The organism is Mesorhizobium sp. B2-5-4 (genome assembly GCF_006441095.1).
Classification (GTDB): Bacteria; Pseudomonadota; Alphaproteobacteria; order Rhizobiales; family Rhizobiaceae; genus Mesorhizobium; species Mesorhizobium salmacidum.
In genome coordinates, this window is record NZ_VFUR01000039.1 from 1 (window position 1) to 18,703 (window position 18,703).

13 protein-coding genes and 1 tRNA gene are annotated in these 18,703 nt (G+C 61.5%); 7 read left to right on the plus strand and 7 right to left on the minus strand.

Annotation, left to right across the window (positions count from 1 at the left end; all coding sequences use genetic code 11):
* Positions 1–682, minus strand: a 682-nt coding sequence (locus FJ492_RS27995) for a UTP--glucose-1-phosphate uridylyltransferase (RefSeq protein WP_181166785.1), incomplete at its 3' end; no start/stop codon positions are given.
* 203 nt (positions 683–885) lie between these two features.
* Here FJ492_RS27995 and FJ492_RS28000 point away from each other — a divergent pair.
* Together FJ492_RS28000 and FJ492_RS28005 are read left to right on the plus strand one after the other, a co-directional pair.
* Positions 886–2,109, plus strand: a complete 1,224-nt coding sequence (locus tag FJ492_RS28000; RefSeq protein WP_140773557.1) for a lytic murein transglycosylase — start codon at positions 886–888, stop codon at positions 2,107–2,109.
* Positions 2,110–2,140: 31 nt separating this feature from the next.
* Positions 2,141–3,373, plus strand: a complete 1,233-nt coding sequence (locus tag FJ492_RS28005; protein ID WP_140773559.1) for a DUF459 domain-containing protein — start codon at positions 2,141–2,143, stop codon at positions 3,371–3,373.
* A 120-nt stretch (positions 3,374–3,493) separates the two neighbouring features.
* Here FJ492_RS28005 and FJ492_RS28010 read toward each other — a convergent pair whose 3' ends face one another.
* A complete protein-coding gene (locus tag FJ492_RS28010) occupies positions 3,494–4,948 on the minus strand; it encodes a glutamate synthase subunit beta (protein ID WP_140504244.1) in 1,455 nt (484 codons plus the stop codon).
* 142 nt (positions 4,949–5,090) lie between these two features.
* A complete protein-coding gene (gene gltB, locus FJ492_RS28015; RefSeq protein ID WP_140745343.1) occupies positions 5,091–9,824 on the minus strand; it encodes a glutamate synthase large subunit in 4,734 nt (1,577 codons plus the stop codon).
* Positions 9,825–10,313: 489 nt separating this feature from the next.
* Here gltB and FJ492_RS28020 point away from each other — a divergent pair, with 489 nt between their 5' ends.
* Positions 10,314–11,366, plus strand: a complete 1,053-nt coding sequence (locus FJ492_RS28020; RefSeq protein WP_140504248.1) for a low specificity L-threonine aldolase — start codon at positions 10,314–10,316, stop codon at positions 11,364–11,366.
* Between the two features lie 70 nt (positions 11,367–11,436).
* Here the strand turns inward: FJ492_RS28020 and FJ492_RS28025 are convergent, their stop codons facing one another.
* Entirely contained in the window at positions 11,437–11,904 is a 468-nt protein-coding gene (locus FJ492_RS28025) for an Hsp20 family protein (RefSeq protein ID WP_027142918.1), read from the minus strand.
* 479 nt (positions 11,905–12,383) lie between these two features.
* On the opposite strand from FJ492_RS28025, the gene FJ492_RS28030 reads away from it, so the two are divergent.
* Positions 12,384–13,361 (plus strand): alpha/beta hydrolase, encoded by a 978-nt coding sequence (locus FJ492_RS28030; protein WP_140711900.1) that lies wholly within the window; start codon positions 12,384–12,386, stop codon positions 13,359–13,361.
* A gap of 94 nt (positions 13,362–13,455) precedes the next feature.
* On the opposite strand, the gene hisN is transcribed toward FJ492_RS28030, so the two are convergent.
* Positions 13,456–14,229: a histidinol-phosphatase gene (hisN, locus tag FJ492_RS28035; protein WP_140773562.1), complete on the minus strand. Its 774-nt coding sequence runs from the start codon at positions 14,227–14,229 to the stop codon at positions 13,456–13,458.
* A 387-nt stretch (positions 14,230–14,616) separates the two neighbouring features.
* The gene (locus FJ492_RS28040; protein ID WP_140773564.1) at positions 14,617–15,558 is read right to left on the minus strand and encodes an N-formylglutamate amidohydrolase; all 942 of its coding nucleotides are present in this window, start codon (positions 15,556–15,558) and stop codon (positions 14,617–14,619) included.
* Between the two features lie 162 nt (positions 15,559–15,720).
* Here FJ492_RS28040 and FJ492_RS28045 point away from each other — a divergent pair, with 162 nt between their 5' ends.
* Together FJ492_RS28045 and FJ492_RS28050 are read left to right on the plus strand one after the other, a co-directional pair.
* Complete coding sequence (locus FJ492_RS28045; protein WP_006199474.1) at positions 15,721–16,083, plus strand: response regulator; 363 nt, start codon at positions 15,721–15,723, stop codon at positions 16,081–16,083.
* A 116-nt stretch (positions 16,084–16,199) separates the two neighbouring features.
* Positions 16,200–16,274 (plus strand) — tRNA-Val (locus FJ492_RS28050).
* A 242-nt stretch (positions 16,275–16,516) separates the two neighbouring features.
* Here the strand turns inward: FJ492_RS28050 and FJ492_RS28055 are convergent.
* Positions 16,517–17,356: a hypothetical protein gene (locus FJ492_RS28055; RefSeq protein WP_140773566.1), complete on the minus strand. Its 840-nt coding sequence runs from the start codon at positions 17,354–17,356 to the stop codon at positions 16,517–16,519.
* A gap of 35 nt (positions 17,357–17,391) precedes the next feature.
* On the opposite strand from FJ492_RS28055, the gene FJ492_RS28060 reads away from it, so the two are divergent.
* Entirely contained in the window at positions 17,392–18,198 is an 807-nt protein-coding gene (locus FJ492_RS28060; protein ID WP_140773568.1) for a competence protein CoiA family protein, read from the plus strand.
* The last annotated feature ends 505 nt before the right edge of the window (positions 18,199–18,703 follow it).

The window sequence follows — 18,703 nt, forward strand, 5'->3', positions numbered from 1 at the left end:
CGCCCTTCTCCTGCCCCTCCAGAATCCCAAAGATCTCGGGCTGCAGGATGTAGCGGCCGTTGATGTAGAGATTGGACGGCGCCGTGCCGGTCTTCGGTTTTTCCACCATTTCGGTGATACGGAACCCGTGATGCGTGTCTTCGCCGCGCCCGACAATGCCGTATTTATGCGCCTCCGCCGGATCGCATTCCTGCACGGCGATGATGTTGTTGCCGGTTTCCTCATAGAGCTCGACCATTGCCTTCGTGCAGCTCTTCTCCGACTGCATGATCATATCCGGCAACAACAGGGCGAACGGCTCGTCGCCGACCAGTTCGCGCGCGCACCAGACGGCATGGCCGAGACCCATCGGCACCTGCTGGCGGGTGAAGCTGGTCTGCCCTGGCGCCGGCTGCAGCCGTTGCAGGCGAGCAAGCTGCTCGTCCTTGCCGCGCTGTGCCAGCGTGTCATAGAGCTCGAACTGGATATCGAAATGGTCCTCGATGACCGCCTTGTTGCGGCCGGTGACGAAGATGAAATGCTCGATGCCCGCCTCGCGCGCCTCATCGACGACATACTGGATGACCGGCCTGTCGACGACGGTCAGCATCTCCTTGGGAACGGCCTTGGTGGCCGGGAGAAACCGCGTGCCGAGACCGGCGACCGGGAAAACTGCCTTGCGAACTCTCTTCATGCCTTCAATTATCCGTTTGCTGGCCAGCTCCGCAATCCCCGTCTCGCGACATTTTCACGCCGGAATTGAAGATTACTGGGGCAACTGGGGGGAAACTTCCACCGGTTAAAGCACCCAGGTGTCTTTTCGTTCCAGGCGACGCCTATGGTAAACTAATTCCTAACCCGGTTCGGCGATGAATGGTCTTTCCTGAGACAAAGAAGGAGGAAAAGATGTCCGTTCGCAATGCCGCAAAACGTTTCGCCAGCGTCATGACGGCGGCCAGCCTCTCGCTCGCTTTGCTGATGCCGACCGCGCCGGCTTTCGCCGACGCCGGTTTCCGGCAATGGGTCGCCGGGTTCCGCGCCACCGCCGTGGCGGGCGGCGTTTCCGGCTCCGTCTACGACCAGGCTTTCAGGACTATCAACGAGCCCGATCCGGTGGTGTTGGAAAAGGCCCGAACGCAGCCCGAATTCACCGCCCCCGCCTGGGATTATTTCGACAACCGCGTCCATGATCAGTCCGTCGCCGTCGGGCAGCAAATGGCGAAAAAGTGGAAGCCTTGGCTGGACAGGATCGAGGCAAGGTTCGGCGTCGACCGCTATGTTCTCCTGGCCATCTGGTCGATGGAATCGAACTATGGCGAGATCCTCAAGCGCGACGACATCATGCGCAACGTCATCCGTTCACTGGCGACTTTGGGCTACGGCGACGCGAAACGTTCGAAATATGCCCGCACCCAGTTGGTCGCGGCGCTGAAGATCCTGCAAACCGGCGATATCGACGAGAGCCACCTGATGGGCTCCTGGGCGGGCGCCATGGGCCAGACCCAGTTCATCCCGACCAGCTACCAGCACTATGCCGTCGACATGGATGGCAACGGCAAGCGCGACATCTGGAATTCCATCCCCGATGCGCTGGCGACATCCGCCAACCTGCTCAAGAAGAATGGCTGGCAGGCCGGAAAGACCTGGGGCTACGAAGTCACGTTGCCGGCAGGCAAATTGCCGGGCGGATCGAAGACGCTGGCACAATGGCAGGCGCTCGGCGTCGTCAGGGCCAGCGGCAAGCCGTTCAAGAACCTCACCGACAAGGCGACGCTGAAAGTGCCGGACGGGCGTGGCGGACCAGCCTTCCTGATGGTCAGGAATTTTTCGGTCATCAAGGCCTACAACAATGCCGACAAATACGCGCTGGCCGTTGGTCTGCTTGCCGATGAGATCGCCGGCGGCAGCGGCCTGGTCCAGGATTGGAACCGGCCTTTCACCAAGCTCAGCTTCGAGGAACGGCAGGAGTTGCAGAAGCGACTTTCCCAGCATGGCCTTTATGATGGCAAATTTGACGGCAAGATCGGCGACGGCTCGAAGACGGCCATCATGGCCTATCAGGCAAAGGTCGGCTTGACCCAGGATGGCTATCCGAGCTTGGAAGTGCTGAAATGGCTCAGGCAGAAATAGAGCCTGACGAAGTTGAGTAGGGAGGGAGCGATTGGTTTGGCCTGCGCGCATCGGCACGTTCGTTCGTCGCATGCCGGTGCTGATCCTGACCTTCGCCGTGCTCGCCATTGCCGTGGCCGGCGCCGTCCATGCCCCAGCCATGGCGCAGGAGCAGCCGCAGCAGAGCCGAGGCTGGTCGTTGCGCGACCTTCTGTTTCCGCGCCGCAGCGAGCGGATCGAGCCGCCGCCGGACATCCAGCAGGCGAGGCCTAAGCCGAAGAAGAAACCTCGTGCGCCTCGTCCACCCGAGGAGCCGGCAACGCCCGTGGTCGAAAAGGCGCCGGACGCCCGCACCGTCTTGGTGGTCGGCGACTTCATGGCGACGGGCCTCGCCGAGGGTCTGGACGAAGCCTTCGCCGAGAATACCGGTGTCAGGATTGTTGTCCGCGGCAATGGCTCGTCAGGCTTCGTGCGCGATGATTTCTACAACTGGCCCGAACAGATCAAATCGCTGATCGAAACCGAAAAACCCGCCGCGGTGGTCGTCATGCTGGGGTCTAACGACCGCCAGCAGATGAAGGTCGGCGACGTGCGCGAGCAGCCTCGTTCCGAAAACTGGACCAAGGAATACGAACGCCGTACCGATGAGTTCGGCAAGGCAATCGCCACCGCCAAGGTGCCTTTCCTGTGGGTCGGCATGCCGGCCTTCCGGGTGCCGAAGATGACCTCGGACATGCTGGCCTTCAACGACATCTACCACAAGGCGGCCGAAAGTCACGGCGGCGAATTCGTCGATGTCTGGGACGGCTTCGTCGACGAGAACGGCGCCTTCATTACCAGCGGCCCCGACATGAACGGCCAGCCCGTGCGGCTACGCGCCGATGACGGCATCAACGTGTCCAAGGCAGGCAAGCGCAAGCTCGCCTTCTACACCGAAAAGCCGCTGCTGAAGATCCTTGGACTGGCAGCGCCCGGAAGCGTGGCACCGGCGGCAGCGCCGGCGGGCGCACCCGTCGAAGCACCGGCTCCGGCGGCCGCACCTATCGTCATCGATCGCACCCAACCCATGCTGCTCAGCGATCCCGCGCTCGACGGCGGCACCGAATTGCTCGGCGCTGCCCCGCCGCCGAAAGCCAATCCAGCTCTTCCCGGGGAAAGGCTGGTGATCGAGGGCAAGGCACCGGAGGCGTCGCCCGGACGCGCCGATGATTTCTCATGGCCGCCTAAGGCAAGTCCGGCAGCCGCGGCGGCAGCAAGCGACACCACGACGGCGATCAGCCCCTAGAGCAATTCCAGGAAAGTGTGTAACGGTTTTCCCGGGAAAAGCGCGTAGCGCTTTCCCTAGGGAATTGCGTAAAGCAAAGAGTTAGAGCAGGTTAGCGAGTCTATCAAACGCTGAACCGCTCTAACGCGGCAGGACGGTCGTCCCCATCAGCGCCTCGTCGATCGAGCGTGCCGCCTGGCGGCCTTCGCGGATCGCCCAGACAACCAGCGACTGGCCGCGGCGCACATCGCCCGCCGCGTAGAGCCGGTCGACGCTGGTCCTGTAGTCGCGGTCGTTGGCCTCGACATTCCTGGAACGGCGGCTGTCCGTGGTGATCTTCATCTCACCCTCCAGTTCCGCCGCAACCCCTCCCATCGCCGGGCCGGCAAAGCCGATGGCGATGAAGGCAAGATCGGCGCGGATGACGAATTCGGTGCCAGCGATCGGCTTGCGCTTCTCGTCGACCTCGCAGCACTTGACGCCGGTGAGCTGGCCTTCCTCGCCGATGAATTCGAGAGTCGCCACCTGGAATTCGCGTTCGGCGCCCTCAGCCTGCGAGGACGAGGTACGCATCTTCGTTGCCCAGTAGGGCCAGACGGAGAGCTTGTCTTCCTTCTCGGGCGGCTGCGGGCGAATGTCGAGTTGGGTGACGCGCACCGCACCCTGGCGGAAGGCGGTGCCGACGCAGTCGGACGCGGTATCGCCGCCACCGACGACGACGACATGCTGGCCACCGGCGATGATCGGATGCGACGGCCACGCCACCGACTGGATCGGCTCGCCGCCGACGCGGCGGTTCTGCTGCACCAGATAGGGCATCGCGTCATGCACGCCGCCGAGATCGTCACCGGGAATTCCGGCGGCGCGCGGCGTTTCCGAACCGCCGCAATAGAGCACGGCATCATGTTCGGTCAGCAGTTCCGCGACGGGCTTGTCGACGCCGACATTGACGCCGCAATGGAAGGTGACGCCCTCGCCCTGCATCTGTTCGATGCGCCGATCGATATAGTGCTTCTCGATCTTGAAGTCGGGAATACCGTAACGCATCAGCCCGCCGGGGCGGCTCTCGCGCTCGTAGACATGCACGTCGTGGCCAGCGCGGCCAAGCTGCTGGGCGGCCGCCATGCCGGCCGGGCCGGAGCCGATGATGGCGACCCGCTTGCCGGTCTTCTTCTCCGGCGGATAGGGCCTGATATGCCCGGTCTCGTAAGCCTTGTCCGCGATCGCCTGCTCCACCGTCTTGATGGCGACGGGAATGTCCTCGAGGTTGAGCGTACAGGCTTCCTCGCAGGGTGCCGGACAGATGCGGCCGGTGAACTCCGGGAAATTGTTAGTCGAGTGCAGGTTGCGGATCGCGTTGTCCCAGTCCCTGTTGTAGACGAGATCGTTCCAGTCGGGGATCTGGTTGTGGATCGGGCAGCCCGTCGGCCCGTGGCAGAACGGAATGCCGCAATCCATGCAGCGCGCGGCCTGTTTCTCGACCTCCTTGTCCGACATCGGCAGCGTGAACTCGCGGAAGTGCCGAATGCGGTCCGAGGCTGGCTGGTACTTGTGCACCTGCCGGTCGATTTCGAGAAAGCCTGTTACCTTGCCCATAGTCCAGTTCCTGCTGTCCAGATGGTGCGGTTTTCGCCGCACCCGTTAACCTCTTGAGGCAGCCATGGCAACCTTGAGCCCGAGGTCAAACTGTCGATGAAAGGGGCCGGGAAGCCTGGGCTCCCCGGCAATTCTCAAAAATCTATTCGGCCGCGACACCCATGCGCATGCGTTCCATCTCGATCAGCGCGCGGCGGTATTCGACCGGCATGATCTTGCGGAATTTCGGCCGGAAAATCGTCCAGTCGTCGAGGATCTCGCGGCCGCGTACCGAACCCGTATAATGCACGTGGTTCGAGATCAGTTGGTAAAGCCGCTCCTCGTCATGGCTGGTCATGTCGCCCGACACGTCAACGCGACCCTTGTGATCGAGGTCGCCGCCATGGTGCAGCAGCTTTTCCATGAGGTCGTCTTCTTCCGGAACCGGCTCCAGCTCGACCATGGCCATGTTGCAGCGCTCGGCGAAATCGCCCGCCTCGTCCAGCACATAGGCGACACCGCCCGACATGCCGGCGGCGAAGTTGCGGCCGGTTTTGCCGATGACGACGACGACGCCGCCGGTCATGTATTCGCAGCCATGGTCGCCAACGCCTTCGACGACGGCTGCCACGCCCGAATTGCGCACGGCGAAACGCTCGCCCGCTACGCCGGCGAAATAGGCCTCGCCCTCGGTCGCGCCATAGAGCACCGTGTTGCCGACGATGATGGAGTCGGCCGCGACAATCCTGGCCTCTTGCGGCGGCCGGATGACGATGCGTCCGCCCGACAGGCCCTTGCCGACATAGTCGTTGCCGGCACCGACGAGCTCGAACGAGATGCCGCGCGCCAGAAAAGCGCCGAAGGACTGCCCCGCGGTTCCGGTGAGCTTGACCTGGATCGTGTCCTCGCGCAGGCCCTTGTGCCTGAAGCGCTTGGCCACCTCACCCGACAGCATGGCGCCCGTCGAGCGGTCGACATTGCGGATGTCGACTTCGATCTTGACCGGCTGCTTGGTCTCCAGCGCGGGCCTGGCCAGTTCGATCAGCTTGCGGTCGAGCACATCATCGATCGGGTGCTTCTGCCGTTCGGTCCAGTGCGCCGCTTCATGCGGCGCATCGGGCTTGTAGAACATCTTCGAGAAGTCGAGCCCGCGCGCCTTCCAGTGCTGGATCACGTCGCGCTTTTCCAGAAGGTCGGCGTCGCCGATGATCTGGTCGATATGGGTGAAGCCCATCTCGGCGAGCAGCGCCCGCACCTCTTCAGCCACGTAGAAGAAGAAGTTGATGACGTGCTCGGGCGTGCCCTTGAAGCGCTTGCGCAGCACCGGGTCCTGCGTCGCCACACCGACCGGGCAGGTGTTGAGGTGGCACTTGCGCATCATGATACAGCCGGCCGCGATCAGCGGCGCGGTCGAGAAGCCGAACTCGTCGGCGCCGAGCAGCGCGCCGATGATGACGTCGCGCCCGGTGCGCAAACCGCCATCGACCTGCAGCGCCACGCGTGAGCGCAGGCCGTTCAGCACCAGCGTCTGGTGCGTCTCGGCAAGACCCATTTCCCACGGGCTGCCGGCATGCTTGAGCGAGGTCAGCGGCGACGCGCCGGTGCCGCCATCATAGCCCGAAATGGTGATGTGGTCGGCGCGCGCCTTGGCGACGCCCGCCGCGACCGTGCCGACACCGACTTCCGACACCAGCTTGACCGACACGTCGGCCGCCGGATTGACGTTCTTCAGATCGTAGATCAGCTGCGCCAGGTCCTCGATCGAGTAGATATCGTGATGCGGTGGCGGCGAGATCAGGCCGACGCCAGGCGTCGAGTGCCTCACCTTGGCGATGGTGGCGTCGACCTTGTGGCCTGGCAACTGGCCGCCCTCGCCGGGCTTGGCGCCTTGCGCGACCTTGATCTGCATCATGTCGGAGTTGACGAGATATTCCGCAGTCACGCCGAACCGTCCCGAAGCGACCTGCTTGATCGCCGAGCGTTCCGGATTCTTGCCGCCGCCAGGCAGCGGCAGGTAGCGATCGGCCTCTTCGCCGCCTTCACCGGTGTTCGACTTGCCGCCGATCTGGTTCATGGCACGTGCCAGCGTGGTGTGCGCTTCCCTGGAAATCGAGCCGAACGACATCGCCCCGGTCGAGAAGCGCTTGACGATGTCGGCCGCCGGCATCACGTCGTCGAGTGCGACCTTCGTGCGGCCGGTCTCACCCGCCAGCTTGATCTTGAACAGGCCGCGGATGGTCTGGGCGCGGGCCGTCTCGCTGTCGATTTGCGCCGAATAGTCCTTGAACGTCTCCCACGATCCCTGGCGCACCGCGTGCTGCAAGGTGGCGACCGCGTCGGGCGACCACATATGCGCCTCGCCGCGCATGCGGAACAGATATTCGCCGCCGACCTCCAGGCTGTTGCGCAGCACCGGATCGCTGCCGAAACCGTCCGTGTGGCGACTGACGGTTTCGCCTGCGACCTCATCCAGTCCGACGCCTTCGATCAGCGTCGCGGTGCCGGTGAAGTATTGCTGCACGAAATCCGACTTCAGCCCGATAGCGTCGAATATCTGCGCGCCGCAATAAGACTGATAGGTCGAGATCCCCATCTTGGACATCACCTTGAGGATACCCTTGCCGATCGACTTGATGTAGCGCGACACCACTTCATAGGCGTCGACCTCTTCCGGCAGTTCGCCGCGCTTGTGCATGTCGAGCAGCGTGTCGAAGGCGAGATAGGGATTGATCGCTTCGGCGCCATAGCCGGCGAGGCAGCAGAAATGATGCACCTCGCGCGGCTCGCCGGATTCGACGACCAGGCCGACCGCGGTGCGCAGTCCCTTGCGGATCAGGTGGTGGTGCACGGCGGCCGTCGCCAGCAGTGCCGGAATGGCGATGCGGTCCGGCCCGAGCTGGCGGTCGGACAGGATGATGATGTTGTAGCCGCCGGCGACCGCCGCTTCGGCCCGCTCGCACAGACGTTCGACGGCGCCCTGCATGCCGGCAGCGCCCTCGCTCGATCCATAGGTGATGTCGATCGTCTTGGTGTCGAAACGGTCCTCGGTGTGGCCGATGGAGCGGATCTTCTCGAGGTCGCCATTGGTCAGGATCGGCTGGCGCACCTCGAGGCGCTTGCGCCGCGAATTGCCGACCAGGTCGAAGATGTTCGGCCGCGGTCCGATGAAGGACACCAGGCTCATCACCAGCTCCTCGCGGATCGGGTCGATCGGCGGGTTGGTGACCTGGGCGAAGTTCTGCTTGAAATAGGTGTAGAGCAGCTTCGACTTGTCCGACATCGCCGAGATCGGCGTGTCGGTGCCCATCGAGCCCACCGCTTCCTGGCCGGTGGTCGCCATCGGCGACATCAACAGCTTGGTGTCTTCCTGGGTGTAGCCGAACGCCTGCTGGCGATCGAGCAGGCTGACATCCTTGCGCAGCGCGCGAGGCTCGACCGGCTTCAAATCTTCCAGGATGAGCTGCGTATTGCCAAGCCAGGTCTTGTACGGGTGCTTGGTCGCGATCTCCGACTTGATCTCCTCGTCGGGGACGATGCGGCCCTTGGCCAGGTCGATCAGAAGCATGCGGCCGGGCTGCAGCCGCCACTTCTGGACGATCTTTTCCTCCGGCACCGGCAGCACGCCGGCTTCCGAAGCCATGATGACGCGGTCGTCATCGGTGACGATGTAGCGTGCAGGGCGCAATCCATTGCGGTCGAGCGTGGCGCCGATCTGGCGTCCATCGGTGAAAGCGACCGCCGCCGGCCCGTCCCACGGCTCCATCAACGCCGCATGGTACTCGTAGAAAGCCTTGCGGTCGGCATCCATGAGCTTGTTGCCGGCCCAGGCTTCCGGGATCAGCATCATCATGGCGTGGCTGAGGCTGTAGCCGCCCTGGAACAGGAACTCGAGCGCGTTGTCGAAGCACGCCGTATCGGACTGGCCGTCATAGGAGATCGGCCAGAGCTTCGAGATGTTGTTGCCGAACAGTTCGGAATCGACCGACGCCTGCCTGGCAGCCATCCAGTTGTTGTTGCCGCGCACGGTGTTGATCTCGCCATTGTGCGCGACCATGCGGTAGGGATGCGCCAGCTTCCATGATGGGAAGGTGTTGGTCGAGAAGCGCTGGTGGACGAGGATCAGCGCGGTCTCGAAACGCGGGTCCTTGAGGTCCTTGTAATAGGCGCCGACCTGATAGGCCAGGAACATGCCCTTGTAGACGATGGTGCGCGCCGACAGCGACACGCAATAGGCGCCAATGTCCTTGTTGTCGTTCTCGGCGTAGATGCGGCCCGAGATGACCTTGCGCAGCAGATAGAGCCTGGCCTCGTATTCCTCGTCGTCGGTGATATCAGCCGTGCGGCCGATGAAGACCTGGCGGTGGAAGGGCTCGGACGCTACGATGTCAGCCGCCTTCGACAGCGACGAATTATCGACGGGCACGTCACGGAATCCCAGCAGCGGGAGCCCTTCGGACTGCGCCGATTCCGCGATGATCTCTTCGACATGCGCGCGAAGGATGGCATCCTGCGGCATGAACCAGTGTCCGACGCCATACTGGCCTACCGGTGGCAGATCAATCCCTTGGGCCGCCATCTCCTCACGGAAAAAAAGATCCGGAAGCTGCACCAGCACGCCGGCGCCATCGCCGACCAGCGGATCGGCACCGACGGCGCCGCGATGCGTCAGGTTCTCGAGCACCGCAAGCCCGTCCTTGACGATCTGATGCGACTTCACGCCCTTCATGTTGACGATGAAGCCGACACCGCAGGCGTCATGTTCGTTGCGCGGATCGTAGAGTCCCTGGGCGGTGAGGCCGCCGGTGGTCGTGCGATTTTTGGTGGAGGTATTTTTGACGGCGGCCGCTTTCGTCTGCGCGGCCTGGCCGTTCGTCGCAGAGAGCGTCAATTCCGTCATCGTCCTATCCTCCGTTCCGCGCCACTGGCCTTGGTCAGCCTGGGGGCGCTGGTTTGCCTTGGCGAGCACTTGGGCTCGCCCTTCATCCTTGCGGCACGTCTTGCGAAATCGCCGAACCAAGCGGCGCGCCGCTGGTTCACATCCGGTATCGTACAGGCCAGAGCTGGTCCGTCCACCTGTCGCTCGCGGCAAAAGCCGGAGTGGCCTAAACGATACGCCAATCCAGCCTGTTTTGTGCGACAAAATAAGACAGCACTACTGTCCTAAATTTTTATGACAGAAATCCAGGACCCATACAAGACCGATTCACAAAAAACTTGGCCGCGCCGCGACACAAAATTTCGTCAGGCGGCTGCAAAACGTAAGCTTCGGTCTCTGAAGACGCCGCGAGCCCGACGCTGGCTTTACCCGTTTTCTTGTGTCTGGCTCTTGCGGGCGGGTCATGAAACCGGTCAAGCTCCCGGCGATTTCCCCAGCACAGGCAGACGCATGTTCTTCGCTTCCGACAATTGGGCAGGCGCCCATCCAAGCATTGCAGCCGGCCTTTCGGCCCACACCGCCGGCTTTTCGACCGCCTATGGCGATGGTGCCCTCGACCAAACCGTCTATCAGCGCTTCAGCGAGATTTTCGAGCGCGAAGTGGCCGTGTTCTTCGTGGCGACCGGCACCGCCGCCAATTCGCTGTCGCTGACGGCCTATAACAAGCCCGGCGGCATTTCCTTCGCCCACCGCGAATCGCATATCATCGAGGACGAGTGCGGCGCGCCGGAACATTTTTCCGGCGGCTCGCGGCTTCACGCCGTCGACGGCCCGCTGGGCAAGATCGAGCCACATAATCTGGACAAGGCGATCGGCCGTTTCGCCGGCGAGGTAGTCCATTGGGGCCGGCCGATGGCCGTTTCGGTCACCCAGTCGACCGAGGTCGGCACGATCTATGGCCTGGACGACATTGCCGCGATTGCGGCGATCGCCAAACACCATTCCGTGCCGCTGCACATGGACGGCGCCCGATTCGCCAATGCGCTGGTCGCGCTCGACACCACGCCGGCTGAAATGACCTGGAAACGCGGCGTCGACATCCTGTCCTTCGGCGGCACCAAGAACGGCTGCTGGTGCGCCGAGGCGATCGTGCTGTTCGATCTCGATCGCGCCAAGGAATTGGCTTTTCTGCGCAAGCGTGCCGCCCAGCTGTTTTCGAAGTCGCGTTTCGTCGCAGCGCAGTTCGAAGCCTATTTCAAGGATGGGCTGTGGCTCGATACCGCCAGGCATGCCAATGTCATGGCCGCGCGCCTGGCGGCCGCGATCGAGGATTCGGCCACGGCAAAGCTCGCCTGGCTGCCGCAGGCCAACGAAGTCTTCGCGGTGATCAAGAAAACCGAAGCCGAGAAGCTGCAGGCGGCGGGCGCGGCCTTCTACGACTGGCACAGGCCGCACGGCTTCGACGGCCATATCGGCGAGGACGAGCTGCTCTATCGCTTCGTCACCAGCTTTGCGACGACCTCGGAGGAAGTCGACCGCTTTGGCCAGCTGATCGCGGGATAGTCAGGCTTCGCGACAACAAAAAAGCGGCGCCTTTCGGCGCCGCTTTCCGTCTCGGGAGGGAGACTAAACCTTAGGCTGCCGTCTTGGCCTCGATCTGCTTGGCCTTGGCCGGAGCCGAGGTGATCGCGATCTTGCGCGGCTTCAGCTCTTCGGGAATGTTGCGCTTGAGGTCGACGAAGAGCAGGCCGTTCTTCAGCGCGGCGCCGACGACTTCAACGTGATCGGCAAGCTGGAAGCGGCGCTCGAAGGCCCTGGAGGCAATGCCGCGATAGAGCAGCTCGGAGCCTTCGCCGGTGCCCTCGTCCTTGCGCTCACCCTTCACCGTCAACACGTTGCGGTGGGCTTCGATGGAGATCTCGTCATCCGAGAAGCCGGCAACCGCCATCGAGATGCGGTAGGAATCCTCACCGGTGCGCTCGATGTTGTAGGGCGGATAGGTCTGCGCGCCGTCGGGCTGCGCGAGCGAATCGAGCATGGTGAAGAGACGGTCGAAGCCGACGGTCGAACGGTAAAGCGGGGAAAAATCAACGTGACGCATGAGGTGTTCTCCTGTTGAGCAACATGGTTTGCGTATGGCCGGTGCGAAACCCGTAAGCGGCGTTTCGGCTGGACCAGCGGCCCCGACATTGGCGGCCGCAACCCACATCTGGGGAGCGTTCGAAAGCATTTCAAGTTTCGTTTGACGGCAAAAGAGTGAGGCCGCCGGCCTTTGATGAACGGCAGATGAACCGGCGCTTCGGCGCCCGTTCAGACAGCCGTCGCTAAAGTGGCTTTCAAGATCAAGGATTGGCGGCGCCGGATTTGCAGAGGTGCCGCATCGAGGCCGAACCGGGTGTTAACGTCCCTTCCTCCCGGATCGACAGGGGCCGGAAGCGCGCTCAAAGCCGCTTCCGGCCTTCCCCGTTGCAGGCCTCCGTAACCCGGATTTGCTTTGCTTTTGATGTGTGGGCGTCTATCACCTTGACGAGGCTGGCCGTGAAGGGCTGGCGCGCCAAGACGCCGAGCACAAAGCGCCGAATGACGGATCTTTTCCACGACACACCCCTTTTTCACGAAGTTGAAGGCAATCCGCGACCGGAAAACGTCACGGGCGGCTTTTTCACCACGCGCGACGGCAAGAAGATCCGTTATGGCCTGTTCGCGGCGGTGACGCGTCCAATGCGGGGCACCGTGGTGCTGCTCGGCGGCCGCAACGAGTGCATCGAGAAATATTTCGAGACCATCCGCGACCTTGCCGCGCGGGGCTTCGGTGTCGCCACCCTCGACTGGCGCGGTCAGGGCGATTCCGACCGGCTGATCCGCGATCGCCAGCGCGGCTATGTTAGGTCGTTCCGCGACTATACGGCCGATCTGGAGCAGTTCTTCGAGGAGATCGTGCTGCCGGACTGCCGTGGACCCTATTACATCCTGGCCCATTCCGCCGGGGCGGTAATCACGCTGCTTGCCGCGCCGTCGATGGTGAACCGCGTGCGGCGCATGGTGCTGATCGCGCCATTCCTGACGTTGCCCGACCTGCCGGTCTCGATAGGGACGGTGCGCCGGGTCTGTTCGATTTTCTGCGCCCTGGGGCTCGGTCGGCTCTATGCCGCCTGGGGTCCACGCCCGAGACAGACGCTGCCTTTCGAGGTCAACAAGGTGACATCAGATCCGCAACGCTATCGCCGCAACACGCGCATCTATGAAGAATATCCGCAACTGGCACTTGGCGGCCCGACCGTCCGCTGGCTGCAGGCGGCGGCGAAGGCGTCGGAAGCCATAAGCGACCCCGACTTCATGGCCCGCATTCAGGTGCCTCTGCTGATCATCGCCGCCGGCGCCGACCAGGTCGTCTCGACCAAGGCGGTGGAAGCATATGCGAGAAATCTGAGACTCGGTTCGCTGTTGATGATCGACGGCGCCAAACACGAAATCCTGCAGGAAGTCGATCTCTACCGCGAACAATTCCTCGCCGCCTTCGACGCCTTCGTCCCCGGCTCGGACGATCCGACGGCCTGACCTCTCCCAGACGCAGGCGGCATTCAGGCAGGTCTACGGGCACACCCCTGCGGAATTCCAGCGCTCGATAAGGCTGCACTGACCAGGGGCGATATCAGCCGCGCAGGGCGGCCATGGCGGCGGCATGAAGCTCCGGTGTCGCCGCCGCCAGAACATCGCCGCCATTCTCCGCCGGCCCGCCGTCGAAAGTGGTGATGACACCGCCGGCTTTCTCGATGATCGGGATCAGCGCCACGATGTCATAGGGCTTCAAGCCAGGATCGGCGACGATGTCGACGCTTCCCGAGGCGATCATGGCGAAGGCATAGCAATCGGCGCCATAACGGGCGAGCTGGATTTGCCGCTCGAACGCGTCATAGCGATTGCGCGCCTCGCCCTTGAACAGCGCCGGCGTTGTGGTGAACAACGTCGCTTCGGCCAGCTTCGTCGTCTTGCGGGTCGACAGTTTTCGCGGACCTCCCGGTCCCTCATAGTGCGAGCCGGAGCCATTGGCGTAGAACAGCTCGCCGGTGAAGGGCTGCGCCATCATGCCGGCGACCGCGTCACCATCGACCGTCAGCCCGACCAATGTCCCCCACACCGGCAGGCCGGAGATGAAGGCGCGCGTGCCGTCGATCGGGTCGATCACCCAGACATGCCGGCTGGAAATGTTCTCGCTGCCATGCTCTTCGCCCAGGATACCGTGGTCGGGATACTCGGCCGATATCAGCGCCCGGATGGCGCGCTCGGCCTCGCGGTCGGCCTCGGTGACCGGGTCGAAACTGCCCTTCTCCTTGTTGGCGACCGCACCTTGGGCGCGAAAGCGCGGCAAGGTCTCGGCGGCCGCCGCTTGCGCGATGCGGCGCATGAAATCGATGCTGATGTCCAACTGATTCTCCCGAATTACGGCATGCCCGGACTGTCGTTTGCCGTCACTTTCGTGCCAAAACAAGGTTGTTCGAGGATTATTCGCCAGCGACATCTGTTGCCCAAATATCACGTTCCCGCCAACGAAACGCAATTTCCACATCACTCTGAATTAAAAAAGCATAAACGTCGCTTGACATTTGTGCGCTGCACAATACCCTCAATCATGGACAGGGTTTCCTGTCCATGCCCTCCTTGGGCGTTTCCTCCCTAGACTTCGACCGTATCGTGCAAACGATGCGGTCTTTTTTTCACCGCCGCTCCCGGAGCGTGCCGCCCAAATACTGCAAAGGGTCCAAATACTGCAAAGTGTATTGGGCAGTGGCACGCATGAGACAAGGCGTGATCTTCACTCCGCGGCCAGCGGCAGGTCGATGAAATGATGGTCTGGCATCGCCATCAGGTCGGCTGAAAATCGCGTCAGATCGTCGGCCAGCGCGTCGAAGCCGGTGGCTTTCTCGAATGTCCGCTCATTCATGTAGAGCCCGCGATTGACCTCGATCTGCAGCGCATGCAGATGACGCGCCGGGCGGCCATAGTGTTCCGTAATGAAACCGCCGGCGTAAGGCTTGTTGTGAGCGACGGTATAGCCCATCGCGGTCAGCAGGCCGATCGCGGTTTCGGTCAGGGCCGCGGTGGCCGAGATGCCGAAACGGTCGCCGATGATGAAATCCGGCCGCAGCCCGTTGTCACCGACGCGGATGCTCGCCGGCATCGAGTGGCAGTCGATCAGCACGGCAAAGCCGAAACGGGCATGGGTCCTGGTCAAAAGCCGCTTCAGCGTTTCGTGATAGGGCTTGTAGACGGCCTCGATGCGGGCAACCGCCTCGGCGAGCGGCAAGCGGCCCGCATAGATGTCGAGCCCCTCGCCCACCAGCTTCGGCACGGTGCCGAGCCCGCCGGCCACGCGCGCGGAGCGGATATTGCAGAAGGACGGCACCGGCTCGGCGAACATGCGCGGGTCGAGTTCCCAGGGCTCACGGTTGACGTCGAGATAGGCACGCGGGAAATTCGCCGCCAGCATCGGCGCGCCCAGCGCCACGGCGCCGCCGAACAGCTCGTCGACATAGCAATCCTCTGAGCGGCGAATGGCGTTGCGATCGAGCCTTGCCATGGCAAGGAAGCGTTCGGGATAGTAACGGCCGCTATGCGGTGAATTGAAGAGAAAGGGGACGCGCTGCTCGGCGCCCGAACGGATTTCGAAGGGTGGAAAGACCGAAAAATCCTCGGCTGCCGTCTTCAATTTGAACGAACCCGAAAACACCAGTGCATCATGGCATGAAACTGCCACCTTGCTGGCCGCATGTCCAGCATTTCGGCGGTCGTGCCGCTGGGCAAATGTGGGTCAAGCGCGTCCGCGTTCACTTGATGTTTACTCTCACCTCCTCATATACAGGATGGTTAACGGGCCTGCCCCACGGCAGTCTCGGGCGGGTGATTCGGACGGGATATCATGGCACGCATTCTTCTGGCGGAAGACGACGACGATATGCGTCGGTTCCTCGTCAAGGCGCTGGAGCGCGCCGGCTATCAGGTCAGCGATTTCGACAACGGCGCCAGCGCCTATGAGCGGCTGCGCGAGGAACCGTTCTCGCTGCTTCTGACCGACATTGTCATGCCGGAGATGGACGGCATCGAGCTGGCGCGTCGCGCCACGGAGATCGACCCCGACCTCAAGGTGATGTTCATCACCGGTTTTGCCGCCGTTGCGCTGAACCCGGATTCCAAGGCGCCGAAAGACGCCAAGGTGCTGTCCAAGCCCTTCCACTTGCGCGATCTCGTCAACGAGGTCGAAAAGATGCTGCAGGCGGCCTGAGCCGCCTCCCGCAAGCCGCCGGGCGTCAATCCACAGCCGCGGCGAGACGACATGTATTTCCTCTTTTCCTGCTATTGACGCGCCAGACCAAAAATGGTGTATGCGCGGCTTCGGATGGGCGTGTAGCTCAGCGGGAGAGCACTGCATTGACATTGCAGGGGTCACAGGTTCAATCCCTGTCACGCCCACCATCCAACCACTTGTTTTGTTGAATAAACAAACCTAAGGCGTTCCTTCGAAGAACCATCAATCGGCTACTGGCTCCACTCTGGCTCCAGGAAACGCTAATCATGGCTTCGATCCGCAAACACAGAGACAAATATCAGGCTCGCATTCGCAGGCAGGGTTTTCCCACGCTGACAAAGGCGTTCCATCGCCTGTCCGACGCTAAGGAATGGGCAAGGCTGATTTGGATGATTCCAGTCCTGAGGGTCTAACTGCCGTCGCCGCTGGCTTCCTGTTCGACCACTACTCTTTCCATCCGGTGATATTGGACAGCTTTTATTCCATCGCCGCATTGTTCACAGGTGTATTTGTCCTTGGTATTCAGCTTGTGAGCCAAAATACGCTGTTCCGATCTGCAACCAGGGTTGGGGCAATTATAAGAGTAGCCTTTAGGGGCGCACAGCCAATTATTCTTTTCCTTGTCGAACCAGTGTTCAAAAATCATCCCGCAACTGATGCAACTCAGTGTCTTTCCTTCTTCAAGGAAGCCCTTTTTCCGCTTGATCAGAAATCCACAGGGGCATTCGATTCCATCGAAAATCGCGAAATTGACGTTGAACACTGGAGAAGAAAGGACATCGTCTAAAACGCAAACAATGTCCTCTATCGTTTTGCGCATCTTTTGCGGGAGGTCGCCTAAGCTGTCTCTGTGTTGAGATATCGTCGGCTCATGAAGATAGCTGCCAAGAGCATTGTGCGCCTTGTTCGCCCATTTCACCCTGAACCTCTTGTCCGAGCCCAATGATTTCATGACTTTCGCGGGCTCGCCATATTTCTCCTCCATGCCCGCAGCGAGCGACGACGTCTTGTCCGCATTCGGATCCACGTAGAGCAATTCGTCCATCACCTGTTTTGGCTGCCACTTCTCCATGACCGAGTTAGAGACCTCCGCTAGATAACTCTGCAGGAGGTCGTAGACGAGGCTTTCAATCGCCATCCGAAGTTCCAAACATGCAGCACGGAGCATCACCTCGTCGTTTGACGCAACGAATTGCTTCGCCTGTTTGACATGCTCTCGGGCATTGTAGCGGTATCCGATACTGGGCATGATTCGCCTCCCTATGAACGGAGTAACATGACGACTTGTTGATCGCGGAAGTAGATGACTATCCGGTTGATGCAAAATTTGTGGAGAAGGGCCTTAGATACCGCTGTCCGCTCTGCAAACGCCCCGTGGTTTTGCGCCGAGGGTTGCTTGTTGCCGCAAACTTTGGACACAAGCCCAGGGACACCTGCTCATGGGCCAAAGGGGAGACTCGCGCCCATCTTGATGCAAAGCGACTTGTCTACGATGAATTCGAGCATCGTGGTGGGAAGACCAAACTAGAGCACGTAGTTGACACTCTGCCCGGTGACAGACGTGCCGATGTCATGGCTTGGTCGCCAGAAGGGCCAATGGTTGCCTTTGAATTGCAGCATACAGCGATTGACTCAAGAAGCATTTCGGTCCGGGCTGCCGCTTATGCTCGTATAGGGGTATGGCAAATCTGGATTCCATTCCTCCGGCCTTTGGTCTGGCGCGATGGTCGAGTGGCCGAGGACTGGGATTGGAAAGTCCAAAGATATCCCGCCCGTCCTTTTGAACGATGGATTTACACCTTCGGCCTCGATTCGATGTGGATGTACGACCCTGAGAAGTCGGATTTCTGGTCGGCCCGGATGGCTCCCGTCATGCTCTGGAAGGAGGAGTCGATGTATTATGGAGAGGGCGGTGAAGAGAACTACCGTGGCGGCTACCAATACGAATCCAAAATCTACCGCGAACTGACGCTTAGGGGACCGTACAAGATTAGTTCGTTGCGAGTACGCAGAACCAAGGTACCTTCCCGTAGGAAGGACGGTTTCATTTGGCCCAAGGCTGTTGTCGCATATCTCGAACCAATCGGATAAGCCACTTTGGGTTTCTGGAATTTCTATTAGCGATTTCTGATGGGTCCCGCTACGCGTCTCCAAGGTGCCCCCGTCAACCCCCTTTCCTAGGGGTGGGAGGGTAGAGGGGTGATCCCTTTTACTTATCATATAAATAGGATAAATAGGGATTGCTTGCGGTGCCATTCCGGCTCCACTGTGGCTCCAACAGGCACCAAGAACAGGGGCAAATCCTCCCTGTCTCCTTTCTCCCCTTTCAGACCGCTTGTGCCTGACGCCGGATACAGCTATTGTGTGGGAAGTAGCTGATTTCGTTGTGTCTTTAGAGGCCGGATGGCGTGTAGTGGCGAAGCCGTTTAGGAGACGTCAGTCTCCGTCTCAGCGGGAGAGCACTGCATTGACATTGCAGGGGTCACAGGTTCAATCCCTGTCACGCCCACCATCCAAGCCGGGTCCGTTCCGGACACATAGGTTACGGTTTATACCGGAGACATGGGTAACACTTTTGGCCCGAAGGGGTTTTGGA

Excerpts from the sequence above, each read along its gene's own strand:
- FJ492_RS28000 (WP_140773557.1), top strand. The coding sequence starts at position 886 with ATGTCCGTTCGCAATGCCGCAAAACGTTTCGCCAGCGTCATGACGGCG.
- FJ492_RS28020 (WP_140504248.1), top strand. The coding sequence starts at position 10,314 with ATGTTCTTCGCTTCCGACAATTGGGCAGGCGCCCATCCAAGCATTGCA.
- FJ492_RS28025 (WP_027142918.1), bottom strand. The coding sequence starts at position 11,904 with ATGCGTCACGTTGATTTTTCCCCGCTTTACCGTTCGACCGTCGGCTTC.
- gltB (WP_140745343.1), bottom strand. The coding sequence starts at position 9,824 with ATGACGGAATTGACGCTCTCTGCGACGAACGGCCAGGCCGCGCAGACG.
- FJ492_RS28010 (WP_140504244.1), bottom strand. The coding sequence starts at position 4,948 with ATGGGCAAGGTAACAGGCTTTCTCGAAATCGACCGGCAGGTGCACAAG.
- FJ492_RS28045 (WP_006199474.1), top strand. The coding sequence starts at position 15,721 with ATGGCACGCATTCTTCTGGCGGAAGACGACGACGATATGCGTCGGTTC.
- FJ492_RS28055 (WP_140773566.1), bottom strand. The coding sequence starts at position 17,356 with ATGCCCAGTATCGGATACCGCTACAATGCCCGAGAGCATGTCAAACAG.
- FJ492_RS28030 (WP_140711900.1), top strand. The coding sequence starts at position 12,384 with ATGACGGATCTTTTCCACGACACACCCCTTTTTCACGAAGTTGAAGGC.